A 20,780-nucleotide genomic window follows, 5' to 3' on the forward strand; every position below is an offset into this window, starting at 1 on the left:
TACAATCTTACGCCGTGCAAAATAAAATTAGTTGATAACACGTCAAGCAGACAGCTGAAGTTGTACCCGTCATCATAAGCGCCAGTCTTTTAGATTTGATGTTCATTTCTGCTATGCCGTAAGCTAAATAAGCAAATACTAAAAACAAAATAATTTTAGATGTCAATTGATCACGTTTTGATAGCAATTCAACCAGTGAATAACCCATCCAAATAACAATGTGTAAGCTCCAAACGAAATATGTCTTCATAGCTCCTTCGCCGCCTTTTCATTCGTTATCCAAAGAAGCAATTTTTTATCTACCTATAAGGAAAGCACGTCCCACTTCATATGTATGCATCTAGAGCTCATTTAAGACTGCCTCAGCGCTTTTTACACGTTTCTTCTAAAGGAGATACTCATCAGCAATAAAAACTGTCTGACAAGCATCTGATACTTGATGAAAACCGTTTTCTTCAAAAAAAAAGCTGATGCATACGCATCAGCTTTTTAAAAACATTATTTTACAATGTGAATTGGGCTTCCAATAGCTACTTCAGCAGCTTCCATTGTGATTTCACCTAATGTTGGGTGAGCGTGAATTGTTAATGCGATATCTTCAGCTGTTACGCCAGCTTCGATAGCAAGACCAAGCTCAGCGATCATGTCAGATGCGCTAGGTCCAGCGATTTGAGCACCAACAACTACTCCGTCTTCTTTACGAGTGATAAGCTTCAAGAAGCCTTCTGCAGCGTTAAGTGCAAGCGCACGTCCGTTAGCAGCAAATGGGAATTTAGAAGCTTTAACAGCTAATCCTTCTTCTTTCGCTTGTGCTTCAGTATAACCTACAGATGCAAGCTCAGGCTCAGAGAATACAACTGCTGGAATTCCTAAGTAGTCAATTTCAGCAGGTTCGCCAGCGATTACTTCAGCTGCGATTTTACCTTCGTAAGAAGCTTTGTGTGCAAGTGGTGGTCCAGTTACGATATCACCAATTGCAAAGATGTTGCTTACAGATGTACGAGTTTGGTTATCGATTTCGATAAGACCACGGTCAGTCATTTTAACGCCAACTTGCTCAAGACCAAGCTCATCAGTGTTAGGACGACGACCTACAGTAACTAATACGTAGTCAGCATCGATTACTTTTGACTCTCCGCCTACTTCAAACGTAACTTGTACGCCGTCAGCAGTTTCTTCAACACCTTTAGCCATTGCTTTTGTATAGATTTCAACGTTTCCTTTTTTCTTAAGGTTACGTTTAACAAGTGAACTCATTTGTTTTTCAAAACCAGCTAAAATTTCATCAGCAGCTTCTACAAATGTAACTTCTGTACCGAAGTTAGCAAAAGCAGTACCAAGCTCAGTACCGATGTAACCTCCGCCGATTACAACTAATTTTTTAGGAACTTCTTTAAGTGCTAATGCACCTGTAGAGTTGATTACGCGCTCAGAGAATTTGAATCCAGGGATCTCGATTGGACGAGAACCAGTTGCAAGGATTGCATTTTTGAATTTGTACGTTTGTGCTGAATTTTCATCCATTACACGTACAGTTTCGCTGTCAACGAAGTAAGCTTCACCTTTTACGATGTCAACTTTGTTACCTTTAAGAAGGCCTTCAACACCGCCAGTAAGTTTGTTTACAACGCCGTTTTTGAATTCTTGAACTTTAGAGAAATCAACTGTTACGTTCTCAGCGATAATCCCCATGTCTTCAGAATGTTTAGCATGTTCAAAACGGTGACCTGCAGCGATTAATGCTTTTGAAGGAATACAACCAACGTTTAAGCATACGCCCCCAAGATTACCTTTTTCTACAATTGTAACTTTTTGACCTAATTGAGCTGCACGAATTGCTGCAACGTAGCCACCAGGGCCAGCACCAATGACAAGAGTATCAGTTTCGATTGGGAAATCTCCTACTACCATTTATTACGCCTCCATTAATAATAATTCTGGATCATTTAATAAACGCTTGATTTGGTTAAGAGCGTTTTGAGCTGTTGCGCCATCGATAATACGGTGGTCAAAGCTTAGTGATAATGCTAATACTGGAGCAATTACAATTTCACCGTCGCGTACAACTGGTTTTTCAGCGATACGTCCGATACCTAGAATTGCAACTTCCGGGTGGTTGATAACTGGAGTAAACCATTGTCCACCAGCAGAACCAATATTTGTGATTGTACAAGAAGCGCCTTTCATTTCAGCAGGAGCTAATTTACCATCACGTGCTTTTCCAGCAAGGTCGTTAATTTGATCAGAAATTTCGAATACAGATTTACGATCAGCATTTTTCACAACTGGTACTAAAAGACCTTTTTCAGTGTCAGCAGCGATACCGATGTTGTAGTAATGTTTTTGAATTACTTCATCTGTAGAATCATCGATTGAAGTGTTAAGAGCTGGGAACTTCTTAAGTGCTGAAGTTAACGCTTTTACCACGTAAGGTAAGAATGTTAATTTAATACCTTGATCTGCTGCAACTGTTTTGAATTTTTTACGATGAGCAACAAGAGCTGTTACATCGATTTCATCCATTAATGTTACGTGTGGAGCAGTGTGTTTAGAGTTAACCATAGCTTTTGCGATTGCACGACGGATACCGCTCATTTTCTCGCGAGTTTCTGGTAGATCGCCTTCAGGAATAGCTTGTGCTGCTGCTGCTTTTGGTTCAGCTGAAGCAGTTTCCTCTTTAGCTGGAGCTTCAGCAGTTGCTGTAGCTGTAGAGCCACCAGATAAGAAGCTATCGATGTCATCTTTAACAATACGTCCGTTTTTACCTGAACCAGGAACAGCTTTAATGTCTATACCTTTTTCACGAGCATATTTGCGCACTGAAGGCATAGCAATTACTTTACGGTTAGGATCAACATCAGCTTGTGCTGCAGGAGCTGTTGCTTCTTCAGTCACTTCTTCAGTTGAAGCTTCTTCTTTAGCTTCTTCTGCTGGTGCATCATCATGATCGTCACCTTTGAATTTTAAGTCTTCGTATCCAGGAGCATCAAAAGTAACGATAACTTGTCCTACAGTAGCTACTGTACCTTCGTCAACTTTTACTTCTAATACTTTACCTTTTACAGGAGATGGGATTTCAACAACAGCTTTGTCATTTTGTACTTCTGCTAGTACATCATCCTCATCAATTTCATCTCCAGCTTTTACGAACCATTTTACAATTTCACCTTCGTGGATACCTTCACCGATATCCGGCAGTTTAAATTCAAATGCCACGTGTCTTCACCCTCCTAGTTAGTTGCGTTCAATTTGTTAGTGTTTATTTTATCTAAGACAGAAATCAGCACAAAGCTGATTTCTGTCACAGTAAAATGCTAATTAAAATTCAAGTACTTTCTTAGCTGTTTCAACGATATCTTTGTGGTCTGGTAACCATACGCCCTCAGCTTGAGAGAATGGGAACACAGTATCCGGTGCTGTTACACGTAATACTGGTGCTTCTAAGCTTAAGATTGCACGATCGTTAATTTCAGCTACAACGTTAGCTGCAATACCAGCTTGTTTTTGAGCTTCTTGAACTACTACTACGCGACCAGTTTTTTCAACTGATGCAAGAATTGTATCGATATCTAAAGGTTGAACTGTACGTAAGTCTACTACTTCAGCAGAGATACCTTCTTTTTCTAGTTCTTCAGCTGCTTTTAATGATGAGTGTACCATTGCACCGTAAGCGATAAGCGTTACGTCTGTACCTTCACGTTTCACATCAGCTGTACCTAAGTCAATAGTGTATGATTCTTCAGGTACTTCTTGACGGAATGAACGGTAAAGCTTCATGTGCTCTAAGTATACAACCGGATCGTTATCACGGATTGATGAAATTAAAAGACCTTTTGCATCGTATGGAGTTGAAGGAATTACAACTTTTAGACCAGGTTGAGATGCTACGATACCTTCTAAGCTATCAGCGTGAAGTTCTGGTGTATGAACGCCTCCACCAAATGGTGAACGGAATGTGATTGGTGCATTCCAGCGACCGCCAGAACGGTAGCGCATACGTGCAGCTTGACCTGATACAGAATCAAGTACTTCGTATACGAAACCAAAGAATTGAATTTCAGGAACCGGACGGAAACCTTGAGTCGATAGACCCACAGCAAGACCACCGATACCAGATTCAGCTAATGGCGTATCGAATACGCGATCTTCGCCGAATTCTTGTTGAAGACCTTCAGTCGCACGGAATACTCCACCGTTTACGCCAACGTCTTCACCAAAAACTAATACGTTTTCGTCGTTTTTCATTTCTGTGCGTAACGCATCAGTAATCGCTTGAATCATTGTCATTTGCGCCATGGCTTACTTCGACTCCTTCTCTTTGTAGATTTCATATTGCTCTTGTAAGTTTGAAGGCATAGTTTCGTACATGATTTCCATTAGATCTGTAACTTTTTGTTTTGGATAATCGTCAGCCTTCTTAATAGCTTGTTTGATATCTTCTTTAGCTTGCTCGATTACTTTGTTTTCTTCTTCTTCATTCCAGATGCCTTTAGCTTCTAAGAATTTACGGAAGCGAACAAGTGGATCTTTCTTTTCCCACTCAGTGTCAAGCTCAGCTGTACGATAACGAGTTGGATCGTCACCAGCCATTGTATGTGGACCATAACGGTAAGTTAATGTTTCAATTAAAGTTGGACCTTCACCGTTTACTGCACGCTCACGAGCTTCGCTTACTGCAACGTATACTGCTAGTGCATCCATACCGTCTACTTGAACGCCTGGGATACCAACAGCCGCTGCTTTTTGAGCGATTGTACGTGCTGCAGATTGCTTTTCAACTGGTGTTGAAATTGCAAAGCGGTTGTTTTGTACAACAAAGATTGCTGGAGCTTTGAATGCACCTGCGAAGTTCATACCTTCGTAGAAGTCACCTTGTGAAGCTCCGCCGTCACCTGTATAAGTGATCGCTACTGCTTTTTTACCGCGCTTTTTAAGACCTAGTGCCACACCAGCAGTTTGCACGATTTGTGCACCGATGATGATTTGTGGAGAAAGTACATCTACACCTTCTGGCGCTTGGTTACCGTGGAAATGACCACGAGAGAATAAGAACGCTTGATATAATGGAAGACCATGCCAAATTAACTGAGGCACATCACGGTACCCAGGTAAAATGAAGTCTTCTTTTTCTAATGCGAAATGAGAAGCGATTTGAGAAGCTTCTTGCCCAGCAGTTGGTGCATAGAAACCTAAACGACCTTGACGGTTCAATGAAATTGAACGTTGATCAAGAATACGAGTGTATACCATGCGAGTCATTAACTCTTTTAATTTTTCGTCAGATAAATCTGGCAACGCTGATTTATTTACTACTTCGCCCTCTTCATTAAGAATTTGGAACGTTTGGTACTGCTCAGCGATTTTATCAAGTTGCTTTGATACATCAATAATAGCCTTTTTAGTTTTAGCAGCCATCTAAGTCACCTCTTCCTTTCATTTAAGCCGTATAAATTCATTTTACTAATCAAACAAACATACACGCTTTTAGAATGTCCCAAATGGACAAGTAAAAGTCATATTTTGTCGAGTAGCTTTTTGAACTCGCTAATCCTTAACATTTCTATGTATTCCCCAGCGAATTCTGTGCAAACATTTACGTAAAAGGAAAGTTTAAGCGAAACGAGCGTTTCGTTAAACTGTATTAATTATTTTGCAAAAATGATTAATACAACACTTACTACGCTACCTAGTTTACAATACACTAAAACAGTTCGTCAATGCATTTACATCAAGAAATTACGCTTTTTTAGTTTGTGAAATAAAACACATAAAAAAGACATGCTGTACTATTACACAGACACAAACTGTATTATATGTTTTATAATAACCTTCTCTTTTTTTACGTCTGCACATCTCCTATCTTGCCACAAATAAACGATTTTTTAAAACAATATCCTTTTGTAATTTTTACTTGAATCATGTCGAAACTCTTTCTTTATTTCAGAAAACCTTCCTTTTCAGCCAAAAAAAAAGACCTGTAAACTTCACAGGCCTTCTTATTTATCGTCGCTATTTTTCACCTTTAACTTTGTTTTGTTATAAAAATCCTCTTTGGCTTTATTATAGTCAGTTGTTAATGTGTTAAACGTTTCTTTTTTCTTTTCAACTTCTTTATAAGTAGTATTGATCGAAGCGATTTGCGTTTCAAGATTCTCTAATTTCACATTGTCTTTTTCAAAGAGCGTATATAGCTGACGATCTAATTCAATGGAATGAAGATAGGCATCGTGTAAGGACTGGTAGGCCTTATAACGCTTCTTCATTAACGAAGATAGTTCAAGCGCCTCTTCTTTGGCTTTGCCGTCCTCTAGTTTTTGGATCTTTGGCTCTGTCGCTTCAAATTGTTTTTGCGAAGCGCTGATGCTTTTTTCTTCTTTTTGTAATTTACTTTCACGCTCATCTAATAACTGCTGCGCTTTTTGTGCTTTATTTTTTATTTTCTTTTTATCTTTAATTCCTAGCTCAATAATTTGGTCGTATACCGCATTTTCTTGCTGTTCTAAATCAGCTAACGGTTTTTGCTGATCGGCAAATTGCTTTTCTTGTGCTACCACTTTTTCTAATCCATTATATACCTCAAGTTCAGGCGATGAGCCTTCTGCACAGCCCGCTAGTGACATAGCCGCAATGCCGATAATTATATATCTTCCGACGCATTTCATATCTGGTAAATCCTCCCTTATTCATGGGTCATTATACAATTTTTGTAGGGAATTAGCAATTTATCTACACCCTTTTTCCACCTTTTAATATATTATACTAACCCAATCGTGAAAAAAAGGGAGCTTATTACTTTTTACCTTGGGATTGATAACTACGGGAGGTTATATTATGTTGGGTTATGGTGGATATGGCTGCGGCGGTTCTAATAAAGGTTTTGTGTTATTAATTGTACTGTTCATTTTATTAGTTATTATCGGCTGCAGCTGTGGCGGCTGGTAATTATACAATAAAAGCGGCTAACGGTCGCTTTTATTTTTTCTTATGCATGTTTTTCCATATGTTTGATACATATAATTAGTAGAAACATTTATGTGGTCAAGGTCGAGGTAATGACTTTTTTATACGGATTTGGTACACTTTATACCTATAAAATAGCCTAGGGAGATGTGAAAGTTGATTACAATGAACGATATTATTCAAGACGGACACCCAACGCTGCGAGAAGTAGCAAAAGAAGTACCGTTACCTGCTTCTGAAGAAGACAAAAAGATTTTACATAGCTTATTAGAATATGTAAAAAACAGTCAAGATCCTGAAATTGCTGCTAAATATGGACTGCGATCTGGTATCGGGCTTGCCGCTCCTCAAGTTAATGTATCAAAACGAATGATTGGGGTACACGTTACGGATGAAAAAGGCAAGCTATACAGCTATGCATTATTTAACCCTAAGATCATTAGCCACTCAGTTGAAAAGACATATCTTACAGGCGGTGAAGGCTGCTTGTCTGTCGATCAAGATATCCCAGGATTTGTTCCTCGATATGCACGCATCACAGTAAAAGGCACAACACTTGAAGGCGAAGAAGTAAAAATTCGTTTAAAAGGCCTTCCTGCTGTCGTATTTCAGCACGAAATTGATCATTTAGACGGAATTATGTTTTATGATTACATTAATAAAGAAAATCCATTTCAAGAACCTGAGAATGCTTTTCCATATGAACGCTAAAAAACGCGAGCTAGAGCTCGCGTTTTTTCTTATTTTAATAATCCTACTAGCTCTAATCCGTGGAGAATACCATCTTCTGCTACATCTTTTGTAACAAGATTAGCCACTTCTTTCACGACTTCTTCCGCATTTCCCATCGCTACGCCATTTCCGACAAATTCAAGCATTTCGATATCGTTCAAGCCGTCTCCGAATGCATATACATCTTTTCTGTCAAAGCCAAGCTTTTCAATCATGGTCTCAATTCCTCGCGCTTTTGATCCACCTTTTGGCAGAACATCAGTTGAAAATTCATGCCAGCGAATAAAGTCAAATTTCTTAAAATTTTCTTCATAAGGAGCTTCTTCTCCCGCTGTACAGAATAAGAGGGATTGATAAATTTCACGCCCTTTGAAATAAGCAGGATCGTGGTGAGGGTGGGTAAATCCAATTTTCAGCGTGCTGATGCTGGATTCGATATAGTCATGAAATTCAATGTTTGATTTCATATCTTCATGATCCATGTATACGACAGGGTGATCATGCTCAACAGCAAAAGCTGTTAAACCTTGAAGCTCTTCTTTATTTAACGGGTTTTTGTAAAGAACTTCTCCATTTAAGACAATGTACTGACCATTAAAGCTAATATATGTTTGAATATCCAACTCTTCACGCAGATCTTTAAACATAAAAGGAGCCCTTCCAGTTGCAATTGCCACTTCATGCCCCTGCTCTTTTAACAGCTGGACAGCTTTTTTTGTAGAAGCAGGCAGTTTTTTATCATGATCCAATAACGTTCCATCAATATCAAAAAAAATAATCTTTCGTTCCACGTTTATCACCTTATTTTTTATAATTTTTTATCTCTTTGTTAAGCCTTTCCAATTATATCAAACAAGCGCTGGTTTCTCTATAAATGGACGGTCCCACTTACAATTTTTCCATATTTAACCACGAGAAACCTCTTCCTTTTCATCATATAATAAGAGTACAGAGAGAGACAGGCAGGTATCGCAAAAAAACAAAGGAGCTGAAAAATCATGTTAAAAGATTTTCGAAAAAGGCTGCTAAAACGCTGGAATGAATTATTGCGTAAAAAAACGATGGCATAATCGATTTTTTTAGGGCTTTCTGTTGTAAAATTTGCAGAGTGTGTGTCTGCATCGTACAATGGAATAGCCCTTATTTTTTATACGCACGGAAAATATAGTCTTGTATCCGTTTCCTATTAATATTATTCTATAATTAATTGACTTGTTATATTTAGATGACTAAAATGTAGTGAAAGCAAGTTTCTTTAGAAAATACATGAAATACATACACATTTTATAATATAATAAAATAAGTTATTTGAATTTCGGAATTAAGGAGAGATTTTTGTTATGATTTTTAAAGTTTATTTTCAAGAAAAAATGAGTGAAGTAGCTGTACGTGAAAATACAAAAACAGTGTATGTGAACGCAGATTCTGAGCGTGACGTTCGTAAAAAGTTAAAAGCGCGTTCAATTAATATTGAGTTTGTTCAAGCAGTGACTGGAGACTATCTAGAATATGAACAACAGCATGAAGATTTTAAAGTATTGGAGATATGATGAAAATGAAATTTGTAAAAAATAATCAAACGGCAGTTTTCGCCCTGGGTGGACTAGGCGAAATCGGTAAAAATACGTATGCCGTACAGTTTCAAGATGAAATTATTCTTATTGATGCAGGAATTAAATTCCCTGAAGATGAGCTTTTAGGAATTGACTACGTTATTCCTGACTACAGTTATTTGGTAAAAAATGCAGATAAAATCCGTGGCCTTTTCGTTACACATGGTCATGAAGATCACATCGGCGGAATTCCTTACTTATTAAGAGAATTAAACATTCCTATTTATGCAGGGAAATTAGCCCTTGGGCTTCTTCGCAACAAATTAGACGAGCATGGATTGCTTCGTACAGCTCAGCTTCATGAAATTACTGAAGATGACGTAATTAAATTCCGTAAAACATCGGTGACGTTCTTCCGCACAACTCACAGTATTCCTGATTCTTACGGAATTGTGGTAAAAACACCAAACGGACAAATCGTACATACAGGAGATTTCAAGTTTGATTTTACACCAGTGGGCGAACCGGCTAACTTAACAAAAATGGCTGAAATCGGTAAAGAAGGCGTTCTATGCTTGCTTTCAGACAGTACAAACAGTGAAATTCCTAACTTTACGATGTCTGAGCGCCGCGTAGGTGACAGCATTCATGACATTTTCCGTAAAGTAGACGGCCGTATTATTTTTGCAACGTTTGCTTCAAATATTCACCGCTTACAGCAAGTAGTAGAAGCAGCCGTATTGCATAATCGTAAAGTTGCTGTATTCGGACGCAGTATGGAAGCAGCTATTGAGATTGGCCAACAGCTTGGATATATTTCATGTCCAAAAGATACGTTCATTGAGCCTTCTCAAATTAACCGAATTCCAGCTAACCGCGTGACTATTTTATGTACAGGCAGCCAAGGTGAACCGATGGCAGCGCTATCTAGAATTGCAAACGGTACTCACCGCCAAATTCAAATTATCCCTGGAGATACGGTTGTATTCTCATCTTCACCTATTCCGGGAAATACAGTAAGTGTTAGCAAAACAATTGATATGCTATTCCGTGCAGGAGCAGAGGTTATTCACGGTGCTCTAAACGATATCCACACTTCTGGACACGGTGGACAAGAAGAGCAAAAATTAATGCTTCGTTTGATGAAACCAAAATATTTTATGCCAATTCACGGTGAGTATCGCATGCAGAAAATGCACATCAAACTTGCAACAGACTGTGGAGTTCCTGAAGAAAACTGCTTCATTATGGATAATGGAGAAGTGCTAGCTTTAAGCGACAGCGAAGCTTCAGTAGCCGGCAAAATCCCTTCAGGCTCTGTATATATTGACGGAAGCGGAATTGGTGACATTGGAAATATCGTACTTCGTGACCGCCGCATTTTATCTGAAGAAGGCCTTGTGATTGTGGTTGTAAGCATCAATATGAAAGACTTCAAGATCGCTGCTGGTCCAGACATTATCTCTCGTGGTTTTGTTTATATGCGCGAATCTGGCGACTTAATTAATGATGCACAGTCCCTTATTACAAAACACTTGAACAAAGTAATGGAACGTCGTACGTCACAATGGTCTGAGATTAAAAATGAAATCACAGACACATTGGCTCCATTCCTTTATGAAAAAACAAAGCGCCGTCCAATGATTTTACCAATCATTATGGAGGTTTAATAAAAGAAAAAGAGCGGATGCAATTGCATCCGCTCTTTTTTTATTAGGCACTGGCAAATTTATTTTCGAAGCGGTTGATATCTGCGTCTGCTCCAATAACAATCAACACGTCCCCTTCTTGAATCGTTTCGGATGCCTGAGGAGAAACAATGATGTCTCGATCACGCTTAATGGCTACAATGTTAATGCCATATTTCGCACGAATGTCTAACTCAATCAGCGTATTGCCAGCCATTCTTTTGCTCGCTACTAATTCGACAATGCTGTGTTCTTCAGATAGCTCTAAATAATCCAGCACGCTGTTTGAAATCATGTTATTGGCAATTCTTCTTCCCATATCTCGTTCGGGATGCACGATAAAATTGGCGCCAATTTTTGATAATACTTTGGCATGATAATCATTTTGCGCTTTTACCGTTATTTTTTCAACGCCCAGCTCTTTTAGTATAAGGGTCGTCAAAATACTCGCCTGAATATTGTCACCAATAGCTACGATAACATGATCAAAATTACGAATTCCTAAACTTTTTAAAACCCCTTCATCCATTGAATCGCCTACTACTGCGTGGGAAGCAACGTTAGCATACTCATTTACCTTTTCTTCATCAATATCAATCGCCAGAACTTCCATTCCTTGATCGCTTAATGTTTTACAAATACTTCCACCAAATCTACCTAATCCGATGACTGCAAATTCTTTTTTCATTTGAATTCCTCCATTATGTACAGGAAAAAATCTGAACTACCGTTATTTTACCACAATTCTTTTGTATCAACCTCATTTTCCCGTTAACAACGCTTATATGTCTTTACTATTTCTCATAGAAAAACAGAAGGATCAGCTCCCTCTGTTTTTTAAGCTGTAGCATGGGTTTGAACAAGGTAATAATATACGCCTTTTTGCTGCATAAGTTCCCCGTGATTCCCTGTTTCAATAATGCTTCCGTGATCTAATACAATGATGTTATCTGCTTCTCGTATAGTAGATAGCCGATGAGCAATCATGATGGCCGTTCTGTTTTTTAACAGCGTTTTAAGCGCTTGTTGAATCTTTACTTCTGTTTCTGTATCGATGCTTGCTGTCGCTTCATCTAAAATGATAATACGAGGATCAGCTAACAGCGTTCGAGCAAATGAGATCAATTGACGCTCTCCCACCGATAAGACGTTTCCCCGCTCTTCTACTTCCGTATCATAGCCTTTTTTCAGACGCTTTATAAAATCTGCAGCCCCTACCGCTTCTGCAGCCTTAATCACTTCCTCATCGGTAGCATCCGGTTTTCCAAACCGAATATTCTCCGTAATGGTTCCTGAAAAAATAAAGGTTTCTTGCAGCACAATACTAATTTGCGCTCGTAAACTCGCTAACGTAATATCTTGAATAGGCATATTATCAATTAAGATTTGCCCTTCGTTCACATCATAAAAACGCGTGATTAAATTAGCAATGGACGTTTTTCCAGATCCAGTATGCCCCACTAAAGCAACCGTCTGTCCTTCTTTTATTTCAATTGATACGTTGTTTAGAGCTTTCCGCTTCCCATCATAAGAAAATGAGACGTGCTTGAACTCAACTTTCCCCTTCATATCCTCTAAAGACGTAGCGGTTTCCAAATCTGCGACGAGAGGTTTTTCATCTAGAAATTCAAAAATACGCTCGGATGAAGCCATTCCCATTAATAATTGATTGTACACTTGCCCTAAACGGGAAATCGGTTCCCAAAACATCCCAAGATAAAAAGCAAATGATACAAAAATACCAATTGTTAGCCGTTCATCTTGAATAAGTACGGCACCGAACCAAATTAAAATAGCCGTTCCGACAGCATTTGTGAGTTCTACAAACGGTCGAAACATGGCATTTTTTCGAGTAGCTTGCCTCCAGCTCTCGTAATTTTCACTGTTTATGCGATCAAAAAACAGCATATTTTCTTGTTCTTGAGCAAATGATTGAGTGACGCGAATGCCTTGAATACTCTCATTTAAATGTGAATTTAATACTGACTGCTTCATACGAACAACTTGCCATGACCGGCGAATTCTTCTTCTCAGCTTTGTGGAAATCAAGAACATAATCGGTAAAATGACTAAAACAGCACATGTCAAAGTAGGACTGAGAGAAAATAATATAACTACAATCCCAACTAACAATAAGAGGTCCATAAACAGATTAACTACCCCGTTGGTAAATAAATCTTGAAGAGAGTTAATATCATTCATAATCCTTACAAGAATAGAGCCTCCTGAACGCGTATCAAAAAACCGGTGCGACAGCCCTTGAACATGGGTAAATAAATGTTTCCTTAAATCATATATAACGTGTTGCCCGAGTTGGTTCATCCATTTAATTCGAAAGACGTTCGCAATATAAGATAGAATATACAAGCTAAAGATTATGAAAACTAACTGCATGAGCAGCGTGCTATTCTTGTCTTTTACAGCATGATCAAGTGTATATACACCTATCAAAATAGGAATAGCGAGTCTAATGACCGTCGTGATAATGACCATAAGAAACGAGAAAGGAAGCAAGTTTTTTCGATATGGATGAAGATAACGAAACAAGCGGGCCATTTGCTTCCAGTTAAACATCTTATCAATGATTTGATCTGTTTGATAATAAAAGCGCTCTCGCACAACTTTATTTTTTTCGACTTCCATTCTATTCCTCCCTTGTTATACGTTCATCACCGACGTACTGCTTTCATATTGAATCTCGTAAATGTTTTTATAAATCCCTTGCTTTTGAATGAGCGTTTCATGGCTTCCTCTCTCTTTTATGTGACCTTCATGTAAGACCAAGATTTCATCGGCATGTCGCAAAGAAGAAAGGCGGTGTGCGATAATAAACGTCGTACGATTTTTCATCACTTCTTTTAAAGCCAATTGAATTTCTCTTTCTGTTTTCATATCAACGGCACTGGTGGCATCATCTAATACTAGAATACTAGGATTTAAGATAAGCGCTCGTGCAATCGCAATACGCTGCTTTTGCCCGCCTGATAACCCTAGTCCTCTCTCTCCTAGCATCGTGTCATATCCATCTGGAAGCTCCATAATAAAATCATGCGCCTGCGCTCGTTTTGCAGCATCAATAATGTCTTCTCTAGAAATACCCGGCACACCATAGGAGATGTTGGTTCCTATGCTGCTTGAGAACAAAAACGTTTCTTGAAGTACAAAGCCAATTTCTTTCCGAAGAACAGAGAGCGGATACTCTTTAATCGGACGATGGTTAACTAAGATCTGTCCTGAAGTCGGTTCGTAAAACCTCGTTAGCAGCTGTGTTAAGCTTGTTTTGCCGGCTCCAGTTGCTCCGATTAAACCTACGACTTTTCCTTTAGAAGCAGAAAACGATATGTTCTCAAGCGATTTTTTATCCTCGTTTGGATAGGATAAGCTAACATGCTGAAACTCGACCGTTCCATTAATAGAGAAGCTTCCCGCATGCTCATGGACTTTTTCTTCTTCTTCTAAAATTTCTAGCAGCCTTTCACCTGAAGCTTTAGACTGTGAAAACATATTGATAACAAACCCTAGATTCATAATAGGCCACATCAAATAAGAGGTTAAGCTAAAGAAAGCAACAAGCTCTCCAGGACGTACGCTTCCGTTCATAACAAGCGCTCCTCCGTACGCAAGGAGACCAACAATAGATAAATTTCCTATAAACTCCATTAAGGGAAAATATGTTGCCCACACATTCGCTGTTTCAATGTTTCGATTTTTATAAACTCCGTTGGAATCGTTAAATTTAGAGGTTTGAAATTTTTCTCTTGATAATGATTTGACCGTCTGTATGCCGCTTATATTTTCTTGAACATTTGTATTAAGTTCCCCAAACGATTGGCGAATTAAGCGAAACGCTGGATGAACGCGTTTATCAAAACGATAAACAGCTACCCCCAAAAAAGGCAGCAGGCAGATTGTGACCAGAGTGAGTGAAATAGAGTAATAGAACATAACGGAAAAGCTGGCAGTAAGTAAAATAACGAAGCGAATTAATTCTGAGAAGCCAAAAGATAGAAAAAAACGAAATCCTTCTACATCAGCTGTCAACCTGGACATCAAGTCCCCTGTTTTAGCATTGTCATAGTAAGAAAACGGTAAATACTGAAGTTTGCGGTAAAGTTTATTGCGAAGAGTATACACGGACTTAATTCCAAATAAGTCGCTGTAATATTGCTGAATATATGTAAAGATTCCTTTGACAATCATCAGTCCAATAAAAATAAATGCTACATTATCGACTAGCTGATATTGTTTTCCCAACACGATATGATCTATCGTATATTGCAACACAATAGGGTAAATCACAGTGATGGAGGTTACAAATAACAAACAAATAGCAGAATAAAAAAAGTACATTCGGTACGGCAAATAAAAATCTTTTAGTTTTTTAAACGTTCCCATATACCCCGTCCTTTCCTTTAGCTAAAATGTGCCACACATATTTAAATATATCGGTTCCCGAAATAAATTACCATAATTTTTAGATATTTTATCAAAAAAAGGTAAATAGTCATAAAAAAGAAATTGGAATATAGCTAAATGAATCCAACCTAAAGAAGAACAAATGGAATACATTAGTTGAACTGCTTGTGATACCTCAGTTGATTTCCGTGCAAGACTTCGCTTTCCGCGGGCGGGCGCTGAGCCTCCTCGTCGCTTGCGCTCCTGCGGGGTCTCATCTGTTCCGCTTTTCCCGCAGGAGTCTTCGTCTTGCCCTCCCATCAACTTCTAGAAAGATCTAAATAGACGAAACCTATTCACCATAACAAAAAAACGAACCACCAATCAAATATGTTGATTAGTGGTTCGTTTTTCACTTGGACTAAAATACTTTTGTCCAAGCCTCTTTTTTTATTGTTTTTCTACTGCATGTCCACCGAACTCATTGCGAAGAGCGGCTACTACTTTACCTGTAAACGTATCATCTTCAAGTGAGCGATAGCGCATCATTAAGGATAGAGCAATAACTGGCGTTGGCACTTGTAAATCTAGAGCGGATTCAACCGTCCACTTTCCTTCTCCAGAAGAGTTCATTACTCCTCGAATCCCCTCAAGTTTTGCATCTTTTGAAAATGCACGTTCCATTAATTCGATTAACCATGAGCGAATAACAGATCCGTTATTCCATACGCGGGCTACAGCTTCGTAGTCATAGTCAAATTCACTTTTCTCTAGCACATCAAAGCCTTCAGCAATTGCTTGCATCATGCCGTACTCAATTCCGTTATGAACCATTTTCAAGAAGTGACCGCTTCCTGCTGCACCGGAATAGAGATAGCCGTTTTCTACGTTGATGTCGCGGAAAATAGGTTCGATTGTAGCAAATGCATCTTTATCTCCCCCAATCATCATACAAGCGCCGTTTCGGGCACCTTCCATTCCGCCGCTTGTTCCAACATCAAAGTAGTGAATTCCTTTTTCAGCAGAAGCTGCAGCACGTCGTACAGAATCTTTATACTTAGAATTACCGCCTTCAATAATCATATCTCCTTCTTCAAGTAGTTCTTGAAGCTCAGAAATTACTTTTTCCGTGAGCTCCCCAGCCGGAACCATTACCCAAGCAATGCGTGGTTTTTCTAATTTGCTCACTAATTCTTGAATCGAAGAAGCTCCTTCTGCTCCCTTTTCTGATACTTTCTGTACTGCTTCGTTGTTCACATCGAATGCTACCACAGAATGGTTATGATCTAGTAAATTCAATACTAAGTTTGCTCCCATTTTTCCTAAGCCAATCATACCTAATTTCATATGTAAATTACCTCCAATAGTAAGTTTCGTATCATGTTGTTAGTGTTAGTATGGTGTAAACTCACAAGAAAAAATCCACATTTTTATATTTCCTTTATCAGTTACTTCCTACACACAAAAAAAGAAAAACATTCGATGCAAGTTCTACTAAGCATCGAATGCTTTTTACCTGTTACAACTGCCTGTATTTATTCGTTCTCGCCTAATACACGATTCACGCGCTTTTCAAGCATTTTCATACCGCTTCCGCCAGCTTGGAAGTGGCGTAGCTGACCTGTTTTGTCAAATACATAATATGCAGGTACATATTGATTTTCAAATGCATCCGTTAATTTATGTTCACTGTCTACAAAAATTGGCTGCGTAATATCATGTTCTGCTGCTACTTCTTTAATTTTTGTTAAGTCTAAATCATCTTCAGAGCGCGGCATATGAACGGCTACTACGTTTAATTGATCTTTGTATTGGTCGCGAAATTCATTTACTTGAGGCATTGCTTCTTTACATAAATGACAGCTTACTGACCAAAAATGAATAAGCGTTGGCTTTTCGCCAATTAGCTGCTCTTTTGTAACCTCTCCGTTTAACCATTCTGTAGCGCCCGTTAACTCAGGCATTGGCTGACGTAATTTCATGAATAAAAGCCTCCCTTATTTTCACTATTATTAACTAAATGTTCTTTATTATCCGATGAAAAAAAGGCCTAACGTGGACGTTAGACCTTTTAAACGTTGTGCTTACGCGTTTAAAGTAGCTTGACCTGGTTTCCAGTTAGCTGGGCAAAGTCCGCCAGTTTGTAACGCTTGAAGAACACGTAAAGTTTCATCAACGTCACGGCCAATATTGTTGTGGTTTACAACTGAATATTGTAATTCGCCTTCTGGGCTGATGATGAATAAACCGCGAAGTGCTACACCTTCTTCTTCAATTAAAACGCCGTACTCACGAGAAACAACGTGATTTGTATCAGCTGCTAATGGATATTTAAGATCACCTAAACCATTATCTTTACGATCAGTGTTGATCCAAGCTAAGTGTGTATGGATTGTGTCTGTAGAAACACCGATTACTTCTGCGTCAAGATCTTCAAACTCATCATAACGGTCAGAAAGTGCAGTGATTTCTGTTGGACATACAAATGTAAAGTCCATTGGATAGAAGAATAATACTGTCCATTTGTCATTTTTAATATTTTCTTCTAAGCTAACTTTACCGAATTCTTTGTTTGATAATACAGCTTCCATTTCAAAGCGTGGAGCTTGTTTACCTACCATACGTTCTGGCATACATGATCCCTCCAAATAATTATTAAATGAGAAAATGTATAAAACATTCTCACTTATGTACTGTTATAACGGTTTTCATTATAATGGATATTGTTTTTTTAGTCAATATTAATTAAGAATGAATTTAAACAACACCTTATAATGGTAACATAGTTGTTATGCCCGCCTTGAGGGCAAATTAAACCCTGACTTTAGCAAAAAAATGCTATAAAAGGGTTGCATTTATTTACCTTCTCAGTTTAGCATGTCTAATATCGGGAATAAACAAATGTGCTCATACTCTTACAAAATCTTTTCCACAGAATAAATTCCCACTTAGTAATATTGAAACAGAACATAGGAAGGATGAACAACGAATGTTTAAGATGCAAGACATCAACTGGGAACAGCTTCTTACCAATACTGGAGTTATTGTGTTAAAACTAGTTGCCATTACCATTGTATTTTTACTTGTACGAGCAATTGGTAAAAAAGTTATTGAACGTTCCTTTGAAAGAATGAGTGAGCGCGAAAACGCTACGCGTGGACGTATGCTCACACTCAAAAGTTTAACCGTTAATGTGTTTTCATATGTACTTATTTTTATTTTTGTCGTCATGCTGCTTGAAGCGGTAAATATTCATGCGACAGCTTTATTAGCTGGTGCCGGAGTTGTGGGTCTAGCAATCGGGTTCGGTGCTCAAGGACTGGTTAGCGACGTTGTAACAGGTTTCTTTTTACTTCTTGAAAAACAGCTTGATGTTGACGACTATGTAACAACCGGAAGTTTTTCAGGAATTGTCGAATCAGTAGGTCTTCGTACTACTCAAATTCGCGGGTTTGATGGAACTTTACACTATGTGCCTAACCGTGAAATTACAAGCTTAAGCAATCATTCCCGAGGCAATATGCGCGCGTTGATTGATATTGGCATTTCGTATGATGATGATATTGACAAAGCAATTTCCGTACTAGAAAAAGTATGCGAGCGCGTTGCTGCAACAAATGAAAACATTGTAGAAGGACCAAGCGTGATAGGAGTTCAAGGTCTAGGCGCGTCGGACGTTGTGCTTCGTGTAGTTGGCAAAGCTAAAAACGGTGAGCAGTGGGGGGTTGAACGTCAGCTTCGCAAAGAGTTTAAAGAAGCATTTGACGCAAACGGTATTGATATTCCGTTCCCTCATCAAGTAAATATTGATAAAAAGCAGCCTGAAGATGCCAAGCAGCCTCAGCATGCATAAAAAATAGCCGAAGGATTTGTTCCTTCGGCTTTCTTTTATCCTTGTACCTTGTTGCCTACTTGCTGACAAATTTCTTCTGCCGTTAATCCGCTAGCTGTAATAACTGAGCCTTGCGTTACTGCATCAGAAATCCCCATTACGTTTGAATCCTGTCCTGTTACAACACAGCAATCGCACCCTTGTGCATCACTTTCGTTGCGTAATTGTACCACTTCATGTCCGAGCTGCTGAAGTGCAGCCTGTACATCTGTTAAACCGTATTCTACACCAATTCGTGCCATCGTTGCCCACCTCCTCATGGTATTAATTTAGCCATAAGGAAAAATGATTATACGATTTATTGATTGCCTTTATGTTCAAAATATTTTGTAATAAGAGAAATCGCAGTATCTATTGCGCCTTCATGAGGCTGCAGCTTTGCATGATGAAGCCCATATTCAGACTGAACGCCAAGCCAAAACATAAATCCAGGAATATCTTTTAGCATATAGCCAAAATCTTCTCCTGTCATTGCTTCTTTGCACTCAATAACATCCACGTCCGTTTGCGCTTTGGCAAACTCCATAAACTCTCGCGTGACTTCATGGTGATTATATACTTGATGATACATACAACCATAATCAATGGCTGTTTCACACTGATACCCTACTTCTACTCCTTTAACAATCGCTTCAATTCGTTCTTTAACACGCATCATTGATTCAGGAGATAGCGTGCGAATGGTTCCTTCTATGCGAGCTCGCTCCGCAATAATATTTTGAACCGTCCCGCCTTGAATTTTTCCTACTGTAATTACAGCGCTGTCTAGCGGATCAACGTTGCGAGCAACAATAGTTTGAAGCTGTGAAACGAGCTGACAAGCAGCAACTACCATATCATTTGTTGTATGTGGATAAGCAGCATGCCCGCCTTTTCCTTTTAAATCAATAAATAGCTCAGACGTGTTAGCAAATAGTAACCCTTCCTTCAGTGCAATCGACCCAACCGGATATTCAGGCGCTACGTGAAGGGCGAAGATGAAATCTGGAAGCCATTCTTTCATGATATCGCTTTGGAGCATTGGCTGTGCTCCTCCTGGACCTTCTTCTGCAGGTTGAAAGATGAACAGTACATTATCTTTGATTTCATGCTGAGCAAAGTAAGTCAGTACGCCTAGCCCGATGGCCATATGCATATCATGTCCGCAGGCATGCATTAGTCCTTCATGCTGTGATTGAAAAGAATAATTCGTTTCTTCCGTGATAGGAAGACCGTCAATATCTGCTCGGTAGCCTATTGTTTTAGTTGGGTTTGTACCATGTACTTTAACAAAGAGTCCTGTTTTCCACGTCTTTACTTCTAAGCGTTCTTGCGGAAGAGTGTTAATATAATCAAGCAAAAAACGCTGTGTTTTCACCTCTTGAAACCCTAATTCAGGAATTTTATGTAGCTCTCTTCTTATTTTCACAAATTCATTTTCAGCCATGTGTATGTCCTCCTCACGAAATAAAGAAGAAAGCGTGGTTGCCCACGCTTCCAACTTGTCCATATGATACGTTTAAGGATTCAGTATCCCAATCGCTAAAACCGACTAATTCAGCAAAGAAAAAGCGCAAACTG

At 38.8% G+C, this 20,780-nt stretch carries 21 protein-coding genes; 5 read left to right on the forward strand and 16 right to left on the reverse strand.

The window, feature by feature from the left end; translation table 11 throughout:
- Positions 1-7 precede the first annotated feature (7 nt).
- The 6 genes from N178_RS13065 to N178_RS13090 all read right to left on the reverse strand — a co-directional run bounded on the left by N178_RS13065 (position 8) and on the right by N178_RS13090 (position 6,662).
- The gene (locus tag N178_RS13065; RefSeq protein ID WP_045292711.1) at positions 8-250 is read right to left on the reverse strand and encodes a hypothetical protein; all 243 of its coding nucleotides are present in this window, start codon (positions 248-250) and stop codon (positions 8-10) included.
- Between the two features lie 248 nt (positions 251-498).
- Entirely contained in the window at positions 499-1,911 is a 1,413-nt protein-coding gene (gene lpdA, locus N178_RS13070) for a dihydrolipoyl dehydrogenase (RefSeq protein WP_013082295.1), read from the reverse strand.
- A 3-nt stretch (positions 1,912-1,914) separates the two neighbouring features.
- Positions 1,915-3,216 carry a dihydrolipoamide acetyltransferase family protein gene (locus N178_RS13075; protein ID WP_028414110.1) on the reverse strand — a complete coding sequence of 434 codons (1,302 nt, stop codon included), beginning with the start codon at positions 3,214-3,216 and terminating at the stop codon, positions 1,915-1,917.
- Positions 3,217-3,318: 102 nt separating this feature from the next.
- Complete coding sequence (locus tag N178_RS13080; protein WP_013056055.1) at positions 3,319-4,296, reverse strand: alpha-ketoacid dehydrogenase subunit beta; 978 nt, start codon at positions 4,294-4,296, stop codon at positions 3,319-3,321.
- Between the two features lie 3 nt (positions 4,297-4,299).
- On the reverse strand, positions 4,300-5,415 hold the full coding sequence (pdhA, locus tag N178_RS13085; RefSeq protein ID WP_013056054.1) for a pyruvate dehydrogenase (acetyl-transferring) E1 component subunit alpha: 1,116 nt from the start codon (positions 5,413-5,415) through the stop codon (positions 4,300-4,302).
- 581 nt (positions 5,416-5,996) lie between these two features.
- The gene (locus tag N178_RS13090; RefSeq protein ID WP_045292714.1) at positions 5,997-6,662 is read right to left on the reverse strand and encodes a YkyA family protein; all 666 of its coding nucleotides are present in this window, start codon (positions 6,660-6,662) and stop codon (positions 5,997-5,999) included.
- A gap of 169 nt (positions 6,663-6,831) precedes the next feature.
- Here N178_RS13090 and N178_RS25990 point away from each other — a divergent pair, with 169 nt between their 5' ends.
- Both N178_RS25990 and def read left to right on the forward strand, forming a co-directional pair.
- The gene (locus N178_RS25990) at positions 6,832-6,942 is read left to right on the forward strand and encodes a YjcZ family sporulation protein (protein WP_016763434.1); all 111 of its coding nucleotides are present in this window, start codon (positions 6,832-6,834) and stop codon (positions 6,940-6,942) included.
- A 174-nt stretch (positions 6,943-7,116) separates the two neighbouring features.
- Positions 7,117-7,671 (forward strand): peptide deformylase, encoded by a 555-nt coding sequence (gene def, locus N178_RS13095; protein ID WP_045292716.1) that lies wholly within the window; start codon positions 7,117-7,119, stop codon positions 7,669-7,671.
- A 29-nt stretch (positions 7,672-7,700) separates the two neighbouring features.
- Here def and N178_RS13100 read toward each other — a convergent pair whose 3' ends face one another.
- The gene (locus tag N178_RS13100; protein WP_045292718.1) at positions 7,701-8,483 is read right to left on the reverse strand and encodes a Cof-type HAD-IIB family hydrolase; all 783 of its coding nucleotides are present in this window, start codon (positions 8,481-8,483) and stop codon (positions 7,701-7,703) included.
- A 549-nt stretch (positions 8,484-9,032) separates the two neighbouring features.
- On the opposite strand from N178_RS13100, the gene N178_RS13105 reads away from it, so the two are divergent.
- Together N178_RS13105 and rnjA are read left to right on the forward strand one after the other, a co-directional pair.
- Positions 9,033-9,242 carry a DNA-dependent RNA polymerase subunit epsilon gene (locus tag N178_RS13105; RefSeq protein WP_013056049.1) on the forward strand — a complete coding sequence of 70 codons (210 nt, stop codon included), beginning with the start codon at positions 9,033-9,035 and terminating at the stop codon, positions 9,240-9,242.
- 5 nt (positions 9,243-9,247) lie between these two features.
- Complete coding sequence (gene rnjA, locus N178_RS13110) at positions 9,248-10,915, forward strand: ribonuclease J1 (RefSeq protein ID WP_013056048.1); 1,668 nt, start codon at positions 9,248-9,250, stop codon at positions 10,913-10,915.
- A 43-nt stretch (positions 10,916-10,958) separates the two neighbouring features.
- Here rnjA and N178_RS13115 read toward each other — a convergent pair whose 3' ends face one another.
- From N178_RS13115 to N178_RS13145, 7 genes are all read right to left on the reverse strand, one after another.
- On the reverse strand, positions 10,959-11,621 hold the full coding sequence (locus tag N178_RS13115; protein WP_013056047.1) for a potassium channel family protein: 663 nt from the start codon (positions 11,619-11,621) through the stop codon (positions 10,959-10,961).
- A 149-nt stretch (positions 11,622-11,770) separates the two neighbouring features.
- The gene (locus N178_RS13120; RefSeq protein WP_045292720.1) at positions 11,771-13,576 is read right to left on the reverse strand and encodes an ABC transporter ATP-binding protein; all 1,806 of its coding nucleotides are present in this window, start codon (positions 13,574-13,576) and stop codon (positions 11,771-11,773) included.
- A gap of 15 nt (positions 13,577-13,591) precedes the next feature.
- Positions 13,592-15,328 carry an ABC transporter ATP-binding protein gene (locus N178_RS13125; RefSeq protein WP_045292722.1) on the reverse strand — a complete coding sequence of 579 codons (1,737 nt, stop codon included), beginning with the start codon at positions 15,326-15,328 and terminating at the stop codon, positions 13,592-13,594.
- A 21-nt stretch (positions 15,329-15,349) separates the two neighbouring features.
- Positions 15,350-15,649 (reverse strand): hypothetical protein, encoded by a 300-nt coding sequence (locus N178_RS13130; protein WP_237758470.1) that lies wholly within the window; start codon positions 15,647-15,649, stop codon positions 15,350-15,352.
- A gap of 129 nt (positions 15,650-15,778) precedes the next feature.
- On the reverse strand, positions 15,779-16,675 hold the full coding sequence (gene gnd / locus N178_RS13135; RefSeq protein WP_045292725.1) for a phosphogluconate dehydrogenase (NAD(+)-dependent, decarboxylating): 897 nt from the start codon (positions 16,673-16,675) through the stop codon (positions 15,779-15,781).
- A gap of 188 nt (positions 16,676-16,863) precedes the next feature.
- The gene (locus tag N178_RS13140) at positions 16,864-17,310 is read right to left on the reverse strand and encodes a TlpA family protein disulfide reductase (protein WP_045292727.1); all 447 of its coding nucleotides are present in this window, start codon (positions 17,308-17,310) and stop codon (positions 16,864-16,866) included.
- A 102-nt stretch (positions 17,311-17,412) separates the two neighbouring features.
- On the reverse strand, positions 17,413-17,961 hold the full coding sequence (locus tag N178_RS13145) for a peroxiredoxin (protein ID WP_014461006.1): 549 nt from the start codon (positions 17,959-17,961) through the stop codon (positions 17,413-17,415).
- Between the two features lie 356 nt (positions 17,962-18,317).
- Between N178_RS13145 and N178_RS13150 the strand changes: the two genes are divergently transcribed.
- Positions 18,318-19,181 (forward strand): mechanosensitive ion channel family protein, encoded by an 864-nt coding sequence (locus N178_RS13150; RefSeq protein ID WP_045292729.1) that lies wholly within the window; start codon positions 18,318-18,320, stop codon positions 19,179-19,181.
- A 35-nt stretch (positions 19,182-19,216) separates the two neighbouring features.
- Here N178_RS13150 and N178_RS13155 read toward each other — a convergent pair whose 3' ends face one another.
- Both N178_RS13155 and N178_RS13160 read right to left on the reverse strand, forming a co-directional pair.
- The gene (locus N178_RS13155) at positions 19,217-19,462 is read right to left on the reverse strand and encodes a YkuS family protein (protein ID WP_013056040.1); all 246 of its coding nucleotides are present in this window, start codon (positions 19,460-19,462) and stop codon (positions 19,217-19,219) included.
- A gap of 56 nt (positions 19,463-19,518) precedes the next feature.
- A complete protein-coding gene (locus N178_RS13160; protein WP_045292731.1) occupies positions 19,519-20,646 on the reverse strand; it encodes an N-acetyldiaminopimelate deacetylase in 1,128 nt (375 codons plus the stop codon).
- Between the last annotated feature and the right edge of the window lie 134 nt (positions 20,647-20,780).

This window comes from Priestia aryabhattai B8W22, assembly GCF_000956595.1.
GTDB classification, from domain to species: Bacteria; Bacillota; Bacilli; order Bacillales; family Bacillaceae_H; genus Priestia; species Priestia aryabhattai.